17 protein-coding genes are annotated in these 18,506 nt (G+C 43.2%); 9 read left to right on the plus strand and 8 right to left on the minus strand.

All coding sequences use genetic code 11. The annotated features are described in order from the left end of the window. Positions 1 to 2: 2 nt before the first annotated feature. The gene (locus tag JN178_RS09000) at positions 3 to 893 is read right to left on the minus strand and encodes a CvfB family protein (RefSeq protein WP_202265416.1); all 891 of its coding nucleotides are present in this window, start codon (positions 891 to 893) and stop codon (positions 3 to 5) included. 65 nt (positions 894 to 958) lie between these two features. On the opposite strand from JN178_RS09000, the gene JN178_RS09005 reads away from it, so the two are divergent. Genes JN178_RS09005 through JN178_RS09020 form a run of 4 tightly spaced genes read left to right on the plus strand, consistent with a single transcriptional unit; the run spans position 959 to position 4,290 of the window. Then, a complete protein-coding gene (locus tag JN178_RS09005) occupies positions 959 to 1,684 on the plus strand; it encodes a 5-oxoprolinase subunit PxpA (RefSeq protein ID WP_202265418.1) in 726 nt (241 codons plus the stop codon). A gap of 59 nt (positions 1,685 to 1,743) precedes the next feature. Further along, on the plus strand, positions 1,744 to 2,487 hold the full coding sequence (locus JN178_RS09010; protein ID WP_202265419.1) for a 5-oxoprolinase subunit B family protein: 744 nt from the start codon (positions 1,744 to 1,746) through the stop codon (positions 2,485 to 2,487). Continuing rightward, positions 2,477 to 3,427, plus strand: coding sequence for a biotin-dependent carboxyltransferase family protein (locus JN178_RS09015; protein ID WP_202265421.1), 951 nt, complete (start codon positions 2,477 to 2,479; stop codon positions 3,425 to 3,427). Before JN178_RS09010 ends, JN178_RS09015 begins: the two co-directional genes overlap by 11 nt. Then, on the plus strand, positions 3,424 to 4,290 hold the full coding sequence (locus tag JN178_RS09020) for a D-amino acid aminotransferase (protein WP_202265423.1): 867 nt from the start codon (positions 3,424 to 3,426) through the stop codon (positions 4,288 to 4,290). The genes JN178_RS09015 and JN178_RS09020 overlap by 4 nt, the downstream gene beginning before the upstream one ends. A gap of 58 nt (positions 4,291 to 4,348) precedes the next feature. Here the strand turns inward: JN178_RS09020 and fur are convergent, their stop codons facing one another. Continuing rightward, positions 4,349 to 4,777 carry a ferric iron uptake transcriptional regulator gene (gene fur, locus JN178_RS09025; RefSeq protein ID WP_159624877.1) on the minus strand — a complete coding sequence of 143 codons (429 nt, stop codon included), beginning with the start codon at positions 4,775 to 4,777 and terminating at the stop codon, positions 4,349 to 4,351. 313 nt (positions 4,778 to 5,090) lie between these two features. Here fur and JN178_RS09030 point away from each other — a divergent pair, with 313 nt between their 5' ends. Next, positions 5,091 to 7,097: a methyl-accepting chemotaxis protein gene (locus JN178_RS09030; RefSeq protein WP_202265425.1), complete on the plus strand. Its 2,007-nt coding sequence runs from the start codon at positions 5,091 to 5,093 to the stop codon at positions 7,095 to 7,097. 82 nt (positions 7,098 to 7,179) lie between these two features. On the opposite strand, the gene fldA is transcribed toward JN178_RS09030, so the two are convergent. The 5 genes from fldA to JN178_RS09055 form a co-directional block, all read right to left on the minus strand. Then, positions 7,180 to 7,704, minus strand: coding sequence for a flavodoxin FldA (fldA, locus tag JN178_RS09035; RefSeq protein ID WP_202265427.1), 525 nt, complete (start codon positions 7,702 to 7,704; stop codon positions 7,180 to 7,182). A gap of 26 nt (positions 7,705 to 7,730) precedes the next feature. Beyond that, positions 7,731 to 7,949, minus strand: coding sequence for a DUF2788 domain-containing protein (locus JN178_RS09040; protein ID WP_159624996.1), 219 nt, complete (start codon positions 7,947 to 7,949; stop codon positions 7,731 to 7,733). Between the two features lie 154 nt (positions 7,950 to 8,103). Beyond that, positions 8,104 to 8,877: an alpha/beta fold hydrolase gene (locus JN178_RS09045; RefSeq protein ID WP_202265429.1), complete on the minus strand. Its 774-nt coding sequence runs from the start codon at positions 8,875 to 8,877 to the stop codon at positions 8,104 to 8,106. Between the two features lie 85 nt (positions 8,878 to 8,962). Beyond that, positions 8,963 to 9,361, minus strand: a complete 399-nt coding sequence (locus JN178_RS09050) for an H-NS histone family protein (RefSeq protein ID WP_202265431.1) — start codon at positions 9,359 to 9,361, stop codon at positions 8,963 to 8,965. A 117-nt stretch (positions 9,362 to 9,478) separates the two neighbouring features. Beyond that, the gene (locus JN178_RS09055) at positions 9,479 to 11,128 is read right to left on the minus strand and encodes an electron transfer flavoprotein-ubiquinone oxidoreductase (RefSeq protein ID WP_202265433.1); all 1,650 of its coding nucleotides are present in this window, start codon (positions 11,126 to 11,128) and stop codon (positions 9,479 to 9,481) included. Between the two features lie 371 nt (positions 11,129 to 11,499). Between JN178_RS09055 and JN178_RS09060 the strand changes: the two genes are divergently transcribed. Next, the gene (locus tag JN178_RS09060) at positions 11,500 to 12,252 is read left to right on the plus strand and encodes an electron transfer flavoprotein subunit beta/FixA family protein (RefSeq protein WP_039216447.1); all 753 of its coding nucleotides are present in this window, start codon (positions 11,500 to 11,502) and stop codon (positions 12,250 to 12,252) included. Continuing rightward, positions 12,249 to 13,175 (plus strand): electron transfer flavoprotein subunit alpha/FixB family protein, encoded by a 927-nt coding sequence (locus JN178_RS09065; protein ID WP_202265435.1) that lies wholly within the window; start codon positions 12,249 to 12,251, stop codon positions 13,173 to 13,175. Before JN178_RS09060 ends, JN178_RS09065 begins: the two co-directional genes overlap by 4 nt. Before the next feature lie 100 nt (positions 13,176 to 13,275). Here the strand turns inward: JN178_RS09065 and JN178_RS09070 are convergent, their stop codons facing one another. Next, positions 13,276 to 13,584 (minus strand): isoamylase early set domain-containing protein, encoded by a 309-nt coding sequence (locus JN178_RS09070; protein WP_159624863.1) that lies wholly within the window; start codon positions 13,582 to 13,584, stop codon positions 13,276 to 13,278. A 427-nt stretch (positions 13,585 to 14,011) separates the two neighbouring features. Here JN178_RS09070 and JN178_RS09075 point away from each other — a divergent pair, with 427 nt between their 5' ends. Further along, a complete protein-coding gene (locus JN178_RS09075) occupies positions 14,012 to 15,244 on the plus strand; it encodes an efflux RND transporter periplasmic adaptor subunit (RefSeq protein WP_202265437.1) in 1,233 nt (410 codons plus the stop codon). Further along, positions 15,244 to 18,396 (plus strand): efflux RND transporter permease subunit, encoded by a 3,153-nt coding sequence (locus tag JN178_RS09080; protein WP_202265439.1) that lies wholly within the window; start codon positions 15,244 to 15,246, stop codon positions 18,394 to 18,396. Before JN178_RS09075 ends, JN178_RS09080 begins: the two co-directional genes overlap by 1 nt. The last annotated feature ends 110 nt before the right edge of the window (positions 18,397 to 18,506 follow it).

Consider the following 18,506-nt stretch of genomic DNA (forward strand, 5'->3'; position numbering starts at 1 on the left):
TCCTAATCGTTTGTATTGTTTAATCGAATAGCATCAGGGCTAAGAGTAATTTTTTTCTGCTTATATAAAGCACCAAGCGCTTTTTTATAGGCCGCTTTACTTACATTAAAATGAGAGTAAATAGCCTCAGGGGCACTTTTATCCGTTAGGGTTGAAATACCACCATGAGCCTCTAAGTCCTCTAGAATGGCTTGCTGAAGTGCGTCACGGCCACTTTTGTCTACGCGCTGTAAGGCCACGTCCACTTTTCCATCTTCACGAATAGTCTTAATAACACCCTCGGTTGCTTGCCCAACCTTTAGTGGTTTAAATGCATCGCTATGGAAAATTAGTCCAAGGCTTTGCTCGTTAATAACTACTTTAAAGCCTAATTCCGTTTTGGCGTAGACCAAACAAGATACGACGTCGCCCTCATTGAGGTACGCACTACTTTCTTTTAAGAAGTAGTGCAGCTTAGTTGCACCCAATATACGTTGGGTTTTATCATCAAAAAAGGTGTGTACGACGTAATACATGCCCGCACTTATTGGTTGCGCTTGATAATCGTTGGGCACGAGAAGGTCGTTATCAAGCCCCCAGTCGAAAAACGCACCGAAGTTGGTGGCAGAAACCGCTTTTAATATTTTTGTTTCGCCTACCTGAATTTTAGGTGTTTTAAGCGTTGCATACAGTTCGCCACGTTGATCGGTAGCGACGAACACCGATAATTCATGACCCTCTGCTAGTTCCCCTTCAACTTCATCAAGACTGAGCGTCACCGTTTGCTGCTCGTCTTGCTCAGCATTATAAACGTTGTCTTGTGCACCAACGTTGGTGACAATAGGTGCTAAAGCGTAGCCAAAAGGGTATTGGCCCACGACCTGCAATGTATTAATTTTTCCAATATTTATCATTAGAACTGACTTTTTAAAAAGAACAGGTAACATGATACTGGATTGAGGGTAAGAGCTAAACCATTATGAAGTTAAATTGCGATCTAGGTGAAAGTTTCGGTGCATGGTCAATGCCTGTTGAAAGTGACATTATGGCTCTTATTGACCAAGCAAACATTGCGTGTGGTTTTCATGCAGGAGACCCACAAGTGATGAAATCATCGTTAAGCTTGGCTGCCTCACATGATGTGACTGTTGGTGCACATCCATCATACCCAGATTTGCAAGGCTTTGGTCGACGGAGCATGATAATTCCAAGCGACGAATTAATTGCCATGATTCAATACCAAGTAAGCGCGCTAAGCGGCATGGCGGCACTTTGCGGCACCAATGTGGCTTACGTCAAACCCCACGGTGCGCTTTACAACGATATGATGAAAGATACCACTATTCGCCACGCAGTAATGAAGAGTGTGGCTGAAATGGGTAAAGGCGAATTAGCGCTAATGGTTCAAGCTACTCGTCACAATGATGTGCTTCGTCATGAAGCCAGTGCTTTTGATTTACCGTTATTGTTCGAGGCGTTTTCGGATAGACGATATACCGATGAGGGGTTACTGACACCGCGGACTATGGACGGGGCGGTGTTAAAAGAGCAAGACGCACTGGCCCAGGCAGAGCAAATGATAAAACACAATACCGTGACTACCGTATCAGGAAAAACCTTGGAAATTGAAGCTGATAGCCTTTGTGTCCACGGTGATACCCCCGGGGCGGTAGAAATAGCGCGCCAAATTAAAGCAATTGGCTAAAATAACTCTACAAATTAATATCATTGCCTCATTAAGAACACATTTATCAAGGAAAGTACATGCAATTGTTTGGCGACATAAAGCGGCTAACGCCGGTGGGTGTTGACGCCGTCATACTCTACTTTAAAGGCGATACATTAGATAAAGCGAATGCCGCATGTCAAAGGTGGCTGGCAATGATTGATAGCGCTGTTCAAAGCTCAATCGACTCACCACTTTGGTTAAAAGAATGTGTGCCATCTTACGACAGCCTGTTGCTTGTTTTTAATATTGAAGACATCGACACCCATGGTGTTTATGCGTGGTTGAGGGCGCTTTCAACTCGTCAGGCAGAAAATGAAGGCGTGGCAAATCAAAATGTTTCAGCGTTACCACACAGTGCCACTAAAACAATACCTGTGTGGTATGGCGCTCCGAGTGCTAGTGATTTAAGTGTGGTGAGTAAGAAAACATCATTAAGTATTGATGAGATTATCGCGCTGCACACAGGCTGCACATTTACTGTTTACGCCGTTGGTTTTGCACCTGGTTTCGCCTACATGGGAGAATTGCCCGAGGTTATGGCATGTTCGCGTTTAAGTACGCCAAGAAAACGCGTGCCAAAAGGTGCAGTTGCAATCGCAGATAGACAAACAGCGGTGTATCCCAGTGACTCACCAGGTGGTTGGAACCTATTGGGACTGACGCCACTAAGTATGGTGAACCATCGCGAAAATGAAAGTACGGCGTTGCTTAAAGCTGGCGATACAGTGAAATTTACTGCCATATCAGAAGAAGAGTTTTACGCATATCATGAAGGTTGAAATTGTCGATAAAGGGTTATTTAGCCTCATTGTTGATAACGGTCGCGTAGGGCGACAAAGGGATGGATTTAGTCAATCTGGTCCAATGGATGAAGACGCATTTTCATGGGCCAATTTTCTTGCGTTTAATTTAGACAATACACCTTGTATTGAGGCCATGGGTACATTAACCGCTCGCGTTAGTAGTCATTGCATAATTGCCGTAACAGGAAGGGCAGTTAAGGTGACAATAAACGGTCACGAACAGCCAAGTTATGAAAGTATATATGTTACTGCTGGCGATGAAGTTACCTTTGGCAGTGAATATATGGGAAGTAAAGCATATTTAGCAATTTGTGGTAGTTGGGACACGCCACTCTTTGCCAATAGTGCATGTACGGTAACACGAGAATCATTGGGGGGGCTGCACGGTAACGGCAGTGCGCTTGCCAATGGCGATAGCTTTATTGTAAATGAAAATACGCTTTCAAAAGTTAAGAGTGCAACAGTACGTAGTTTGGCATTTGAAAAACGTGTTAATTATAGCTTAGAGGCGCCAATTAGACTGATACCAGGATATCAGTTTGAACAGTTTAGTGGTGTCGCACAGCGTATCTTTGTAACGAGTGACTACACGGTTACGTCGTCTATTGATCGCATGGGCTACCGACTGCAAGGCCCTGACATAGCCTGTAGCCATAATAGGCTTCGCTCTGAGGCAGTCCACATTGGCGCTGTACAGGTGCCTCCTGACGGGCAACCCATCGTTATGATGAGAGATAGACAAACCTTGGGGGGCTACCCCAAGTTGGGGTGTGTGAATCCATTAGATATAAACAGATTAGCCCAGGCCGTGCCGGGAGAGAAGGTTAGTTTTACCTATCAGAATCATGAGGCGGCGAGGGCAGACAACTTATTGTCACTGTGTCGTCGACGCCAATTACAAGGAGAATTACTGTGACTATTGCATTTTTAAATGGCGAGTTTTTACCGCTTTCTGAAGCTAAGATATCTCCTATGGATAGAGGTTTTTTATTCGGTGATGGGATTTATGAAGTCATACCTACCTATGCGGGTAAAGCGGTGGGATTCAACGGTCATATGGCACGTATGGCAAACGGGTTGAGTGCTATAGACATTGCTAATCCCTATTCAACTGACAAATGGGGCAACATTCTTTCGCAATTAGTTGATGAAAACCAACACATTTTCACAAGCGGCAATATTGGGGTGTACTTTCATATTAGTAGGGGAGCTGACGTAAAGCGTTTTCATGCCTACCCTAAAGATATTGCGCCTACAGTATTTGGTTTTGCGTTTGAGATAGCCCCGCCTCAACCAACCGAAAAAGCGCTAGCAAAGCCGTTTAAGGTGGCGCTAGAGCAAGACAAACGTTGGCAACGATGTCACATAAAATCTACGTCGCTGTTAGGAAACGTTATGCACTTTCAATCAGGCGTTGAGGCTGGCGTCAACGAAACCATCTTGTATAACCGCGACAAAATGGTTACAGAGGCAAGCTCATGTAATGTATTTATCGTAAAAGATGGCGTAATTACTACACCGCCACTAAATAATGAGTTGTTGCCCGGTATAACGCGTGCTATTGCAATAGAAGCGTTCAACCGAGCAGGTCTAAATGTAGCTGAAGCATGGTTCAGCAAAGAGCAATTACTAAACGCTGATGAAGTATGGTTAACGTCATCGAGTAAAGAGGTTGCACCAGTGACTGAAGTTGATGGCAAGCCCATTGGTAATGGGCAGGTAGGTGATATTTGGGAACGGGCCATTAACGCTTATCACGCCTATAAATTCGATGCATAAAAAAAGCCTGCGCAAGCAGGCTTTTTTGTTGATTAGCTTTTTTATTGATTAAGTGGGCTTAATCAGGCGCGTTATCGCAATTGCCATCAGTGCATTCACCGTAAAGGTAAAGGCTGTGGTGCGTAAGCTTCATGTTGTGTTGCTTAGCAATCATTTCTTGACGCTCTTCAATGATGTCGTCTTCAAACTCGATGACCTTGCCACACTTTAAGCACACAAGATGGTCGTGATGATCTTTATGGCTTATTTCAAACACTGACTTACCGCCTTCAAAGTGATGGCGATTTAAGATACCAGCATCGTCGAATTGGTTGAGCACGCGATATACCGTTGCCAAGCCAATTTCTTCACCCTGTTCAATGAGGATCTTATAGACGTCTTCAGCACTGATATGCTGGTTTTCTGGCTCTTGCAGAATTTGTAAAATTTTAAGGCGAGGCAGAGTGACTTTAAGCCCTGCTTTTTTCAATTCTTTATTTTGATCCATTACAACCTACTAAGAACGAGTGAATATCTATTTTGGGGTTATTATAGGTAACTTGAAGCATTTTAAAAGAAAAACCGTGGAAAGTTTCAAAGTGTGAATAGATTTCGTCCGCAGCCTAAAAGATGTGAAAAAAATTAATTCGCTACAGACCGCGTAACTTCTGGCCTGACCAGCCAGTAAGTGCAAGATAACCCTAACAAATATGCAAAATAAATTAAACTTTTGATGAATTGAATTAACATCCTGTTAAACTAAACTTAAATCAGGGAATTTTGCCTTGGATATTTAGCATGTTTTTTCGTTGGAAGTACCCATGCAGTTAACAATAATAAATAAAATTACACTCGGCTTTGGCCTATTTGGCTGTCTTTTATTACTTACTAGTATTCTTTCTTATTTCGGTCTTAGCAGTATTAAAGACTCTGCGTTAGATGTTGTTGAGCAAAAAATGCCGGTGCAAACTAGCATGGTAAAAGTAAAGACAGAAATACTGTCTTTATCGGTCATTACAGCAAACGGTTATCATGTAGAGACAGACGCTGAATTACGTGAAAATAAAGCAACCTTCGACGATTTGTCAGACGCATTCTCCCAAGACTTATCAACCTTGAAAGCACTCATGCCGGGCAATTCGATGGCGAGTAATGCAGTAGAAGTGAGTGCTGATTATGTAAGTAACAGCAACGCAATGTACACTGCAATTGCCAAGCGGATGCAAATTGAAACTGCGCTGAAAAGCCAGTTAGAGAGAGTGTTAATGGTGGCCGATGAAGCCAGTGCGCTTATGCTCGACTTATCGTATTTAGAGGGCAATGACCCCAGCATAGAAACCCTTATTGGTGCTGGTACTGCTATTGATAACAAACTACTTACGATGAACGACTCATTTGTTGAATTGGCTGAGTCAGTTAGTGCTGAACAAAGTGCAAATATTATTGAAGATTTGAAGTATCAGCTAAGCAATTTACAAGTCGATAAAGATTACGTGAATAGATTAGCCACAACTGTTGATGACGGCGGTACAGTGGCAGCATTTAATGAGCAATACGAGCTGTTACTTAACGCGGTAAATGGAAACGATGGTTTGATTGCCCTTCAGCAAGAAAAGCTCGCTCAAATTGAAAATGCAGCGCAAGCGCAGAAGCGTGCAAATGACTCGTTAAATACCGCGTTGGCTGACATCAATGCCTTGTTCGAATCAGTGCAAACACAGTCGCTCAACGGGCAAAATGCAATTTTAGAGTCGGTTCAGGCCAACTTAGTCCGCAATATTATTGTCGCTATTGTAGGCATGATTGCCGCCATTGGTCTTGCTGTGATCGTAACGCGCAGTATTTCAAAACCCCTTGGGCGCATAAATCGTGGGCTCTCTCAACTAAGCCGAGGAAACTTAAGTACCAAATTGCCTGAAGAGGGCAATGATGAGTTTTCTGCGCTTTCAGCGAAAGTGAATAGCTTAACGGAGAGCCTACGTGAATTGGTTGGCAACATTTTAGCGCAAGAAAAACGCTTGATTGAGATAACAAAAGAAAGCGTTGAGCTTGGCGATAAAAGCTTGGCTGAAGTTGATAAACAGCGCGAGCAGGTAACCGTTACATCAGCTAATACAAAAGACGTTCAAGACAAGAGCCGAAGCAATTTAGCGCAAATAAACGACGCCATGCACGCGTTGAAGGATATCACACAGCAAAGTACCGATATCGGCCATTTGGTGGAACGCAATCGTCAGCAGGTTGAAAGTCAGGCTAAGCAGGCAGATAATTCAGCGCAGATAATCGGTCGTTTAGATGAAAATTCACGCAATATTGGCAGCATTCTTGATGTAATCAAAACCATTGCGGAACAAACCAATTTGCTTGCGCTAAATGCGGCTATCGAGGCTGCGCGTGCCGGTGAGCAGGGAAGGGGGTTTGCTGTTGTTGCCGATGAAGTGAGAACGCTAGCTAATCGTACGCATGACTCTACTGAAGAGATTGAGCAAATGATTGGCAACTTACAAAAAGATGCTGCCGAAGCTGTTAAGGCGATTAAATCTGGGCGTGAACAAGCGCAAGAAGGGGTTCAAATTACCCAACAAGTTTCAGAGCAAGTTGAAAGTGTGCGCGCCATCATTAAGCGTTTGAGTAATATCAATGAACATATTGTATCCGATACACAGCAACAAGACGTGTTGTTAGGTGATGTCGCAGAGAGCTTAAATAAAATTGTTGCCCTTGCTGATGCAAGCGCACAAAGTACGCGCCAGTCAAACGAGTCTACCATGATGCTTGATGCACAGACGGAAAGCTTGCGAAAAGCAGTTGAGCGCTTCCAGCTCTAATAGTGGCCCAGCTCTAACAAAGAGATGGCCAGCAATAAAAAAACCGCTCAAAAGAGCGGTTTTTTTATAATAGTCGGTAGACTTACGCTAATTCAGCAAGACACAATTCATCGTGAATTTGCTTACACCATGCTTTAACACGAGAGTCAGTTAATTCAGGCTGACGGTCTTCATCGATGCCTAGGCCAACAAAATGGTTGTCATCTGCCATGCCTTTCGACGCTTCAAAATCGTAACCTTCAGTTGACCACTGACCAACGAGGATAGCACCTTTCGCTTCAACGATATCGCGCACCATTCCCATCGCATCAAGGAAGTACTCTGCGTAATCTTCTTGGTCACCGCAGCCAAAGATGGCCACTAACTTATCTGTGAAATCAATTTGCTCAAGCTCAGGGAAGAAATCGTCCCAGTCACATTGCGCTTCACCGTAATACCATGTTGGGATACCGAATATGAGTAAATCAAATTCAGCGATGTCTTCTTTACTGCTCTTGGCAATGTCTTTAACATCAATTAGCTGTTTACCCAATTCCTTTTGGATCATTTTCGCAACATGTTCGGTATTACCCGTGTCACTTCCGAAAAATAGGCCAACACTTGCCATATATAACCTCTATTAACCGTTACAAATTAAACGCCTGAGCTAAGCCAGAACCATTCAATGATACCTTTCGCAAGAAAGCCTAGTGCACCTAAACCTAGTACACCGTAAGTTACCACTCGTCCAATAAGTGGCACGTCGTTCTTACGTAATACATCGTGAACTGCGAAACCCATCAATAAAAATAAGATGAATAACCCGCCGTACAACATGATGGACTCAATGAGTTCGTAGTTTTCTGCAAGCATAGTTTTGATACTAAAAAAAATCTGGCGCAACTATATCACACCTTGAACGCGTGTCAGAGAACAAAACGTTCAAAATTATGTAATAGTTGTCGTTCTCATCTAAAGAAAGGCAGTCGGTTCACACGACTTAGACAACTATTATACCCACCCTCTATTATTTCGATAAAGTACGCTCTACTACCGTATTGAAAGCCGCAGGCTTCTCGGCATGCAACCAGTGGCCAGTGCCTTCGATAATGTGCGCTTTCGCATTGGGGAAATAACGCGCAATCGCATCGCGATGTGCAGCGGTGATATAGTCTGATTCCGCGCCTTTGATAAACAAGGTTATCCCATTGAATTGCTGACTGGTTTGTTCCCAATCAATAATGTGTTGATAACTGTCATAGAGGCCTCTCACATTGAATCGCCATGCCCAATCGCCATTTTCTTTTTGGTACAAACTCTTAAGTAAAAACTGACGGACACCAGGTTCCTTAACATGCTGTGCCATGGCACTTTCAGCATCTTTTCGGCTAGTGATGGTCTCAAGCGGAACCGCGTTGAGACCGTCAAAAACCGCTTGGTGACTATGTTGATAAGACACTGGGGCTATATCCGCTACTATAAGGTGCGAAACACTGTCTGGGTGGTCAAGGGCAAGTCGCATCGCTACTTTTCCACCTAAGGAATGTCCTAAAACAGCTGTGGTGGTGATAGACAGTGATTGGAGTATTTCGTAAATGCTCTTTGCAGCGTCTGAAATATCAAATCCCGCAGTCCATGGTGACTCACCATGATCAGGTAAATCCACACTTATTACATTAAAATGTGATTCAAAATGGCGCTTAATACCTGCTAAATTATCGGCATTACCAAACAAGCCATGAATTAACACTAGCCAGGGTGAAGTGTCGTCATTTTTTGAAAGCTTATAGTTTAAATTCACAATAGACCTGTTACTTAGCTAACTAAAAATAAAATAAGGCCTGTAAAAACAGACCTTATTCTTTTATTACTTAAATACAAGGATGTTAGTTTACAGAAAATGTGTCTAGTGACTTACCACTATCCAATGCATCTTTGTATACACGCGGCATGCGTCCTATTCCTGTCCATAGATGCTCGTTGCCTTGTTCATCGACCAATTTGTATTTAACAGGGCGCTTTTTGCCGGTTTTCTTATTCGGTTGTAACGAAAGCGCTTTTAAATCTTCAACATTTAAACCTGCTTCTTCCATTTGTTTTTTTATGGCAGCGAGTTTTTCTCTTTTTTCTTGTTCGGCTTTTTCTAAAGCCTGCGCTTTTTCTTTGCGCTTCTCAATTATGCTGCCAAGTTTTTCTTGAATTGCTTCAAGTTCATTAATGCTTAATTCCTTAACAGCACCTTGCAAACGTCTTCCATGGGTTAAAATATCTAGAAACTCGCTCATTAATTAACCTTAATTACGTTTAACTTATTAATTATGTTGGATAGTAAATAAATTTAGCACAAAAAAAAAGCGAGCAATGCTCGCTTTTAAAAATAACACGCTCTAGTGGCTATCGAATTACATATTTGGGTAATTTGGACCGCCGGCGCCCTCTGGCACAACCCAGCGAATATTTTGACTTGGATCTTTAATATCGCAGGTTTTGCAGTGAACACAGTTCTGGGCATTAATTTGGAAACGCTTTTCGCCTTCTTCTTCGATGACTTCATACACGCCGGCAGGGCAGTAGCGCTGCGCAGGCTCAGCATATTTGGGCAAGTTCACTTGAAGTGGAATACTTGGATCTTTTAGTTGAAGGTGACACGGCTGGTCTTCTTCGTGGTTAGTATTCGACAGAAATACAGAAGATAGCTTGTCAAAACTTAGCACACCGTCTGGCTTAGGGTACGCGATATCTTTGGCATCTTTAGCTTCTTTGAGTTGCGCGTAATCCTTGTGCTCATCTTTCATGGTAAAAAACAAATTACCGTTAAAGAAGTTTTGCTCAAGTGTATTAAAGGCGCCACCCCAGAAATTACCTAATTTGTGAATGGCAGGACCAAAATTACGTGAACGGAATAATTCATCGTATAACCAAGACGATTTAAATTTCTCTGTAAAGCTGGTTAATTCTTTAACTGGCGTCTCTGCATTTTCGCTAATTGCTTCAAAAATACTTTCCGCTGCCAACATACCCGATTTCATGGCAGTGTGATTGCCTTTAATTTTGGCAAAATTTAGTGTGCCCGCGTCGCAACCGACAAGTAATCCGCCTGGAAATGTCATTTTAGGCAACGAGTTAAACCCGCCTTTTGCGATAGCTCTAGCACCATAAGAGACGCGCTTTCCGCCCTCTAGATATTGCTTAAATACTGGGTGATGTTTAAGGCGTTGGAATTCGTCAAATGGGCTCAAATAAGGATTGTCATAATTCAAATCGACGATTAAGCCAACAAATACTTGGTTATCTTCTGCGTGATATAAGTAGCTACCACCCGTTGCATCATCAAGCGGCCAGCCTGCACTGTGAACAACGAGTCCTGGTTGATGTTTAGCTGGGTCGATATCCCAAATCTCTTTAAAACCAATAGCATAATGCTGAGGTGAGCTTTCTTTATCAAGCTCGAAGTGTGAAATCAGCTCTTTACCAAGGTGTCCTCGACAACCTTCTGCAAACACGGTGTATTTCGCGCGAAGCTCCATACCCGGCATGTACCCGTCTTTAGGCTCGCCATTTTCACCTACACCCATGTCGCCAGTAATCACGCCACCAACGCTACCATCGTCGTTGTAGATAACTTCAGAGGCGGCAAAGCCCGGAAATACTTCTACGCCAAGTTGCTCAGCTTGCTCAGCTAACCAGCGCGTAACATTACCCATAGACACAATATAGTTGCCGTCGTTGTGCATAGTTTTTGGGGTGATACCGTTTGGTAGCTTTTTCGCACTGGTTTCATCTTTAAGTAAATAGATGTGGTCTTCAGTAACAGGGGTATTAAGAGGCGCGCCTTTCTCTTTCCAATCAGGAAACAGTTCGTTAAGCGCACGGGGCTCAAATACAGCACCTGATAGAATATGTGCACCTACTTCGGAGCCTTTTTCGACCACACAAACCATGAGTTCTTGGTCTTTTTCATTGGCAAGCTGCATAAGTTTGCAAGCAGTTGATAATCCAGCTGGGCCGGCACCGACGATGACTACGTCAAACTCCATCGATTCTCGTTCCACGGGAGGCTCCTTATGTTCGTATTTTTATAGTGCACTATTGATGAAACAAATAATGCGATGTGTCAAAAACATGTAAATTAAATGTCGCTCTGAAAGGTAATGCAGGTTGACGTTTACGTCAACAGTAAGTACATTGCAGAGCAGTTTACGTTAACGTTAACTGGCGACACATTATATATGTTCGCGAACGTGGTGTTAATGGCGTTTTAAAGCTAGCCTATATAAAACGTACGTTCCACGGTTTCTTTTTTAACGTAGAGTACATTGTTAAAGTTTCAAAACGCGTGGTGATGTAATACGTTTTTAATTTTTAATAGTTAATTATTAGTAAAACGTAATAGACACCGACGAACTCAACAATTGAGGTAAATATGAAAATACTCGTACCGGTCAAACGCGCGATCGACTACAACGTGAAGGTAAGAGTGAAGGCAGACGAATCTGGCGTAGACCTTACTAACGCGAAAATGGCCATTAACCCTTTTTGTGAAATTGCGGTTGAAGAAGCCGTTCGATTAAAAGAGAAAGGCGTAGCCACTGAAATCGTTGTTGTTTCAATTGGTGATAAAAGCTGCCAAGAACAAATTCGTACAGCACTTGCCCTAGGTGCTGATCGTGGTATCCAAATCGATACCGACCAAAACCTTGATTCTCTTCAAGTGGCAAAGCTTTTAGCAAAAGTTGTTGAAGAAGAGCAACCTCAGCTTGTAATTCTAGGTAAGCAAAGTATCGACTCTGATAATAACCAAACGGGTCAAATGCTTGCGGCACTTACTGGCATGCCGCAAGGTACTTTCGCCTCAGAAGTGGTTGTCGATGGCGAAAAAGTTAATGTAACGCGTGAAATCGACGGCGGCCTTCAGACTGTGGCATTGTCACTACCTGCTGTTGTGACCACAGACCTTCGCTTAAACGAGCCGCGTTATGCGTCTCTTCCTAATATTATGAAGGCGAAGCGCAAGCCGCTTGACGTTAAAGCGGCTGCTGATTTTGGCGTAGCACTTGAGTCAAATGTTAAAGTACTAAAAGTAACGCCTCCACCACAGCGTGAGGGTGGTATTAAAGTAGCAGACGTTGCTGAGCTAGTAGACAAGTTAAAGAATGAAGCAAAGGTGATCTCATGAGCGTACTCGTATATGCAGAACACGATAATGCAAGCTTAAAAACGGAAACGCACAAGCTTGTAAACGCAGCACAAAAAATGGGTGGCGACATCCATGTACTTGTTGCTGGTGAAGGTTGCCAAGCAGTTGCTGAAGCCGCGGCGCAAATCGAAGGCGTAGCAAAAGTTATCGTTGCAGATAACGCTGCTTATAAGCACCAGTTAGCTGAAAATACTGCTGACCTAGTGGTAGAGCTTGCTAGCGATTACAGCCATGTTGTTGCAGCGGCAACAACAACAGGTAAAAACTTCATGCCTCGCGTAGCGGCGTTATTAGATGTTGCACAAATTTCTGACATTATTGGTGTAGAAAGCGAAGACACGTTTGTTCGCCCTATCTACGCAGGTAATGCTATTGCAACAGTTCAATCGTCTGATGCGAAGAAAGTTATCACCGTTCGCGCAGCGTCATTTGACGCCGCTGCTACAGGTGGAAGTGCAGAAGTGACTGCCATTGATGTGGTTAAGGGCAGTGAAAAGTCTGATTTTGTATCAGCAGAGCTTACAGAATCAGAGCGTCCTGAACTAACTGCAGCAGAAGTGGTAATTTCTGGTGGCCGCGGTATGCAAAACGGCGACAACTTTAAACTACTTGAAGGTATCGCTGACAAGTTAGGCGCTGCTATTGGTGCATCGCGTGCAGCGGTTGACGCTGGTTTCGTACCTAACGATATGCAAGTAGGTCAAACAGGTAAAATTGTTGCGCCTCAGCTTTATATCGCAGTAGGTATCTCAGGTGCTATTCAGCATCTTGCGGGTATGAAAGACTCTAAAGTCATTGTAGCTATTAACAAAGACGAAGAAGCCCCAATCTTCCAAGTTGCTGATTATGGTTTGGTGGGTGACTTGTTTGACGTTCTGCCTGAACTGGAAGGTTCACTGTAAAACCAAAAGCAGTGACATAAAAACCTAAAAAGACGAAAGGCTGCCTTCATCAAGATGGCAGCCTTTTTTGTAGGGAATGGATTTATTATTTAAAAGTCAGTTAAACGCGAACAACCGAGTTATCTTCCACACTCACTGGGGAGGGAATGTAGGCATCGGCGTCCCAATCGTTTTCCCACTTTTCACCGTCAAGCAAATAGCGGAACTGATACTCGTGATCTGTCTCGAGGTTGACAGTAAGTGTAAAATCGCCACTTTTTAACTTCTTCATGGTAAGCGGCTGTGCTTTCCAATCTGTAAAGTCTCCACAAAGTTCTGCCTCTTTGGCATCCCGTGCGGCTTCGGCGTCAAGTCGAAACGTCACTTTGCACAGAGGTTTAGATTTAAGATATTGTTTCTTAAGACTCATAATGTGTTTTCCCTTCAACGTAGCGAAATTTCAAATTCCGAAACTGCAACGCTACAAAACGTTAAGTGAAACAGTTTTCGGTTAACTCATAAACTATGAGTGGTTAAATAATCAGCGAAAAATGCGTATTTATCAATCTTCGATTGTAATCTTTTGGCATTTTTTTATATTAGCCACAGCCAATTGAGCAAGGTATACAACCTATTAACAATGTGTATGAAAAATACTCACTCAATAGCGAAGTTTACGTCACAATCAATACACAAAATTTAACAAACTTAATTGAGCATATGGCTCGTAAAATCAGTAAACTATTAACGACACAATAATAATTTAATTTTACTTGGCGTGGTGTAGCGACTCTTTAGCCTTTCAATCAGCGTCCTAAGATGCTGATTTTCCATGCAAGTGTTCCTAGGGATAGTAAATGAAAAACTCTGTTTTAATGAAAAGTGGCATTCCACTTGGCATTATCATTGTGGCATTTATTGCTGCAGCCATCATGATTAGTTCTCGCAAACCGCCCGAGCAAGTGCCGGTCGAGGTGCCTGCATTTCTTGTCGATGCAAAGACCACTACTTCTGAACCCGTAAACTTTATCGTGAAATCGCAGGGCAATGTTGTACCGCGTAATAAGACTTCATTAAGCGCGCAAGTTAGTGGGCAAGTGATTAGCCTTTCTGACAACTTTATTGCTGGCGGCACCTTTAAGAAGGGCGACGTGTTAGCCACATTAGAGCAAGACGATTACAAAACAGATTTAAAGCTAGCAGAAGCTGAACTTGCGCAGGCCCAAGCTGCGCTTCAAGAAGAAATCGCACGAGGGAAAGTTGCAGAGCAAGAGTGGCGCTCGGTCAATAGTGTTGCACCGCCTGAGCTTGGCTTACGTAAACCACAATTGGCCAAAGAACAAGCCAATGTGAAGGCTGCTGAAGCTAAACTTGAACGCGCGAAGCGCAATTTGCAAAGAACAAAAATTACTGCACCTTATAATGGCATTGTGGTTGAGCGCAGTATCGATTTAGGCCAGTTTGTCGCAACGGGCTCACCAATTGGCACAGTGTATTCAACTGATACCGCTGAAGTCAGATTGCCTATTACCGACAGTGATTTAATGTTTGTAAACATTGCGGGTCAGTCAAGCGACGGAGCGCCCGTGTCTCTCACTGCATCTGTAGGTGGTACTAAACAATCGTGGCAGGGCAAATTAGTGCGTTCAGAAGGCGTGCTTGATACAGGAAGTCGTGTTGTTTATGCCATTGTTGAGGTGCAAGACCCTTACAATGTAAACGCGTCACATAAAGCGCCATTGCGATTCGGTCAATTTGTTGAAGCAGAGATAACCTCGCGCCAAAACGAAAACCTTATGGTGTTACCTCGCAGTATTTTGCGTTTAGACAACACAATTCTGACGGTTAATGACAATAGAGAAATTGAAATTAAACACGTTGATGTAGCGCGAACTACGGCAAAAGAAGTGTTCATTCGCGATGGCATTGCAGAAGGTACTTTAGTGGTAACCTCAGCGGTTCCAAACCCTTATAACGGTATGAAAGTACGTTTGCCAGGTGATGAGCCAGTCTTGTCAGACGAAGCTGAATCTGACAAGGGAAGTGATGATACCGCTATTGAAACCACAACCGCTGGCGGAGGCCAATAATGAGTCGCATCGATACGCAAAGCGGCCTAATCGCATGGTTTGCACGCAACAATGTGGCGGCAAACTTGCTGATGTGGCTTTTAATTGTTGGCGGTTTGTTTGGCGCGGCAAATATTCAAAAACAGGTTTTTCCAAACTTCGAAATTAACGTTATCAATGTACGTGTGCCTTACCTTGGTGCTGCTCCTCAAGAGGTAGAAGAGGGTGTTCTATTAAAAATAGAGGAAGCGGTTAAGGACTTAGAAGGTATTAAACAGCTCAATTCCACTGCGGTAGAAGGCATGGGAACGGTGAGTATTCAAGTGGAAGAGGACTACGATGTGCAGTCGCTTCTTGATGAAGTGAAAGTACAAGTAGACGCTATTCCTCGTTTTCCCGCTGACACGGAAAAGCCGGTTATTTATCGCCAGAAAATTCAACAGGACGTAATTTGGTTGTCGGTTTACGGTGATGCGTCTGAGCGTGAATTAAAAGAATTTGCAAAAGATTTGCGAGATGATATCGCTAATTTACCCGGCATCTCGAGTGTACAAGTTGTAGGTGCCCGCGACTATGAAATCTCTGTCGAGCTCTCTGAGGTTGATTTACAGAAGTACAACTTAACGTTTGCTGATGTGGTAGCTCGTTTAAGTCAAACTAGTATCGACTTACCTGGTGGATCGATTCGCACCGAGAATGGCGATATATTACTTAGAACCAAAGGGCAGGCGTACACCGGTTGGGATTTCTCTCAAATAGTGTTGGTGACCAATGCCAATGGTACTCGCGTTACGTTAGGCGACGTTGCCTACATCAATGACGGTTTTATCGAGAACAACCAATACGCAATGTTTGACGATAAGCCTGCTGTTAGCCTTCGAGTAAGAGCAGTTGGTGACCAAAACGCATTGGAGATATCTGAGCAGGTTAACAATTACGTCGATACTAAAAAAGCAGAATTCCCTGCACACATTACCGCAGACACGTGGGGCGATAGCTCATTTTATCTGGCAGACCGCTTAAACATGATGCTTGAAAACATGTTCTTTGGTGCGCTATTGGTATTCCTCGTATTGTCATTATTTTTGAAAATTAAACTGGCGTTTTGGGTAATTGTAGGTCTACCGGTTTGTTTCTTAGGCACTTTGCTAGTAATGCCATTGGATATGGTTGGCGTTTCTATCAATATGCTGAGCCTGTTTGCATTTATCCTTGTATTAGGGATTGTGGTTGATGACGCCATCATTATGGGAGAGTCAGCCTATTCTGAAATAGACAAAAAAGGGCATAGCACTGATAACGTTATTGCTGGTGTTAAAAAGGTTGCAATGCCGGCTACCTTCGGCGTACTGACTACCATTGCTGCTTTCTCGCCCATGTTAATGGTATCTGGCCCATTTGGTATCATTTGGAAAACCATTGGCATGGTGGTTATTGTATGCCTTATTTTCTCGCTTATTGAGTCTAAGCTTATTTTGCCGGCTCACTTAGTGCACATGAAACTTAAGCCTTATGATCCCGAAAAAGCTAATGCATTTCAGCGCTTCAGAGACTTTTTTAGTGAAGGGATCAAAACCTTTATACATAACAAATATGCCCCATTTTTAGCGAAAGCCGTTCGTAATCGCTACACCACAGTGTCGGTGTTCATGGCAATGCTAATTCTTACTGTTGGCATGTTTGGCGGCGGTATAGTGCGCTTTGTATTTTTCCCAAGTATCCCTAGTGACTTTATGATAGCGAGCTTTGAGCTTGAACCTGGTTCATCTTTGGAGCAACGAGACGACGTATTGAATACGCTTAGAGCGGCGATGCATCGAATGGACGATAAAGTTGCTAAAGATACGGGTGAAAATGTTATTAAACACGCCGTTGCTTACGATAATGGCAACTTAGGTGGTGAAATTTTTGCCGAATTAACGAAGGGAGAAACCCGCACACTTACTGACTTTGAAATTCAAGAGATGTGGCGTGAAGAGTTACCTGAAATTCCTGGCGTAAAAGTACTTAATATCAGTTCGCCGGGTGGCCCTGGTGGTGGTGCAGACTTGAGTTTTGAATTTAGCTCAAGCGATATCAAAGCGCTGCGGGCAATTAGTGATGAATTGAAAGACAAGCTAAATGCTTATGAAGGCGTCACGGATATAAACGATACTTTTTCTGGGGGCAGTGAAGAGATTCAATTGGCGCTTAAACCTCAGGCCGATGCGTTGGGTATAACGTTGCAGCAGTTAGGACAACAAGTGCGCTTTGGTTTCTACGGGGCTGAAGTTCAGCGTATTCAGCGTGATGACGAAGAAATTAAAGTGATGGTGCGTTATCCAAAAAATGAACGTAGCTCAATTGAACATTTAGAAAATATGCGTATCCGTGCGCCAGGTGGTCAAGAGATACCGTTTGAACAGGTTGCTACCTTTACAGTAGGTCAGGGTTTTGACTCAATCATTCGTGTTGATGGAAAGCGCTCTGTGACGGTAACCGGTGTAGTAGATAAAGCATTGATGGATCCCTCAGAAATCACTAATGATGTCATCGAAAATGTGATGCCAGATTTGCTAGACCGTTACCCGCGTGTAGAATTTCAGCTACAAGGAAACTCCAAAGAGCAAGCCGATGCGATGTTTAGTTTGATGCAGGGCTTGTTGTTTGCACTATTTGCCATCTACACATTGCTCGCTATTCCGCTTAAATCATACAGCCAACCTTTCATTATTATGTCGGTGATCCCATTTGGTATTGTGGGCGCAATTATTGGTCACTTAGTGCTGGGAATGGCGGTCAGTGTATTGTCGATTTGCGGTATCATCGCGTTGTCAGGTGTTGTTGTAAACGACAGTTTGATCATGGTTGATTTCGTTAACAGAGCCAGAAAAGAAGGGCTTTCGTTAATGGATGCGGCAATCAGTGCTGGTACTCAGCGTTTTAGAGCAATTATTTTAACGTCATTAACAACCTTTATGGGGTTGATGCCAATCGTATTTGAACGAAGCTTACAAGCACAGATAGTAATACCGATGGCGATTTCATTGGCGTTCGGTATTCTGTTTGCCACTATCATTACACTACTACTTGTACCTGCGCTTTATCTCATTTTAAATGACATCAAAAATGTGTTTAAAGGCAGAAAACATACGCAACTAGCGAATGATACTCAGGTAAACAGCCCAAGCTAATTAACACTACGGTGCCGTAATTTAAAAGCCGCTCTATTGAGCGGCTTTTTTTTGTTTGCAATTTGTACAAATGGTCATATACTGTATAAATATCAGTATGGTTTATTTTG

The organism is Alteromonas sp. KC3, from assembly GCF_016756315.1.
GTDB lineage: Bacteria > Pseudomonadota > Gammaproteobacteria > Enterobacterales > Alteromonadaceae > Alteromonas.

Bases quoted from the DNA above. Each gene is read 5' to 3' on its own strand.
- JN178_RS09070 (WP_159624863.1), bottom strand. From the start codon at position 13,584: ATGAGTCTTAAGAAACAATATCTTAAATCTAAACCTCTGTGCAAAGTG.
- JN178_RS09000 (WP_202265416.1), bottom strand. From the start codon at position 893: ATGATAAATATTGGAAAAATTAATACATTGCAGGTCGTGGGCCAATAC.
- JN178_RS09065 (WP_202265435.1), top strand. From the start codon at position 12,249: ATGAGCGTACTCGTATATGCAGAACACGATAATGCAAGCTTAAAAACG.
- JN178_RS09075 (WP_202265437.1), top strand. From the start codon at position 14,012: ATGAAAAACTCTGTTTTAATGAAAAGTGGCATTCCACTTGGCATTATC.
- JN178_RS09005 (WP_202265418.1), top strand. From the start codon at position 959: ATGAAGTTAAATTGCGATCTAGGTGAAAGTTTCGGTGCATGGTCAATG.
- fldA (WP_202265427.1), bottom strand. From the start codon at position 7,704: ATGGCAAGTGTTGGCCTATTTTTCGGAAGTGACACGGGTAATACCGAA.
- JN178_RS09040 (WP_159624996.1), bottom strand. From the start codon at position 7,949: ATGCTTGCAGAAAACTACGAACTCATTGAGTCCATCATGTTGTACGGC.
- JN178_RS09030 (WP_202265425.1), top strand. From the start codon at position 5,091: ATGCAGTTAACAATAATAAATAAAATTACACTCGGCTTTGGCCTATTT.
- JN178_RS09060 (WP_039216447.1), top strand. From the start codon at position 11,500: ATGAAAATACTCGTACCGGTCAAACGCGCGATCGACTACAACGTGAAG.
- fur (WP_159624877.1), bottom strand. From the start codon at position 4,777: ATGGATCAAAATAAAGAATTGAAAAAAGCAGGGCTTAAAGTCACTCTG.
- JN178_RS09010 (WP_202265419.1), top strand. From the start codon at position 1,744: ATGCAATTGTTTGGCGACATAAAGCGGCTAACGCCGGTGGGTGTTGAC.
- JN178_RS09050 (WP_202265431.1), bottom strand. From the start codon at position 9,361: ATGAGCGAGTTTCTAGATATTTTAACCCATGGAAGACGTTTGCAAGGT.
- JN178_RS09015 (WP_202265421.1), top strand. From the start codon at position 2,477: ATGAAGGTTGAAATTGTCGATAAAGGGTTATTTAGCCTCATTGTTGAT.
- JN178_RS09080 (WP_202265439.1), top strand. From the start codon at position 15,244: ATGAGTCGCATCGATACGCAAAGCGGCCTAATCGCATGGTTTGCACGC.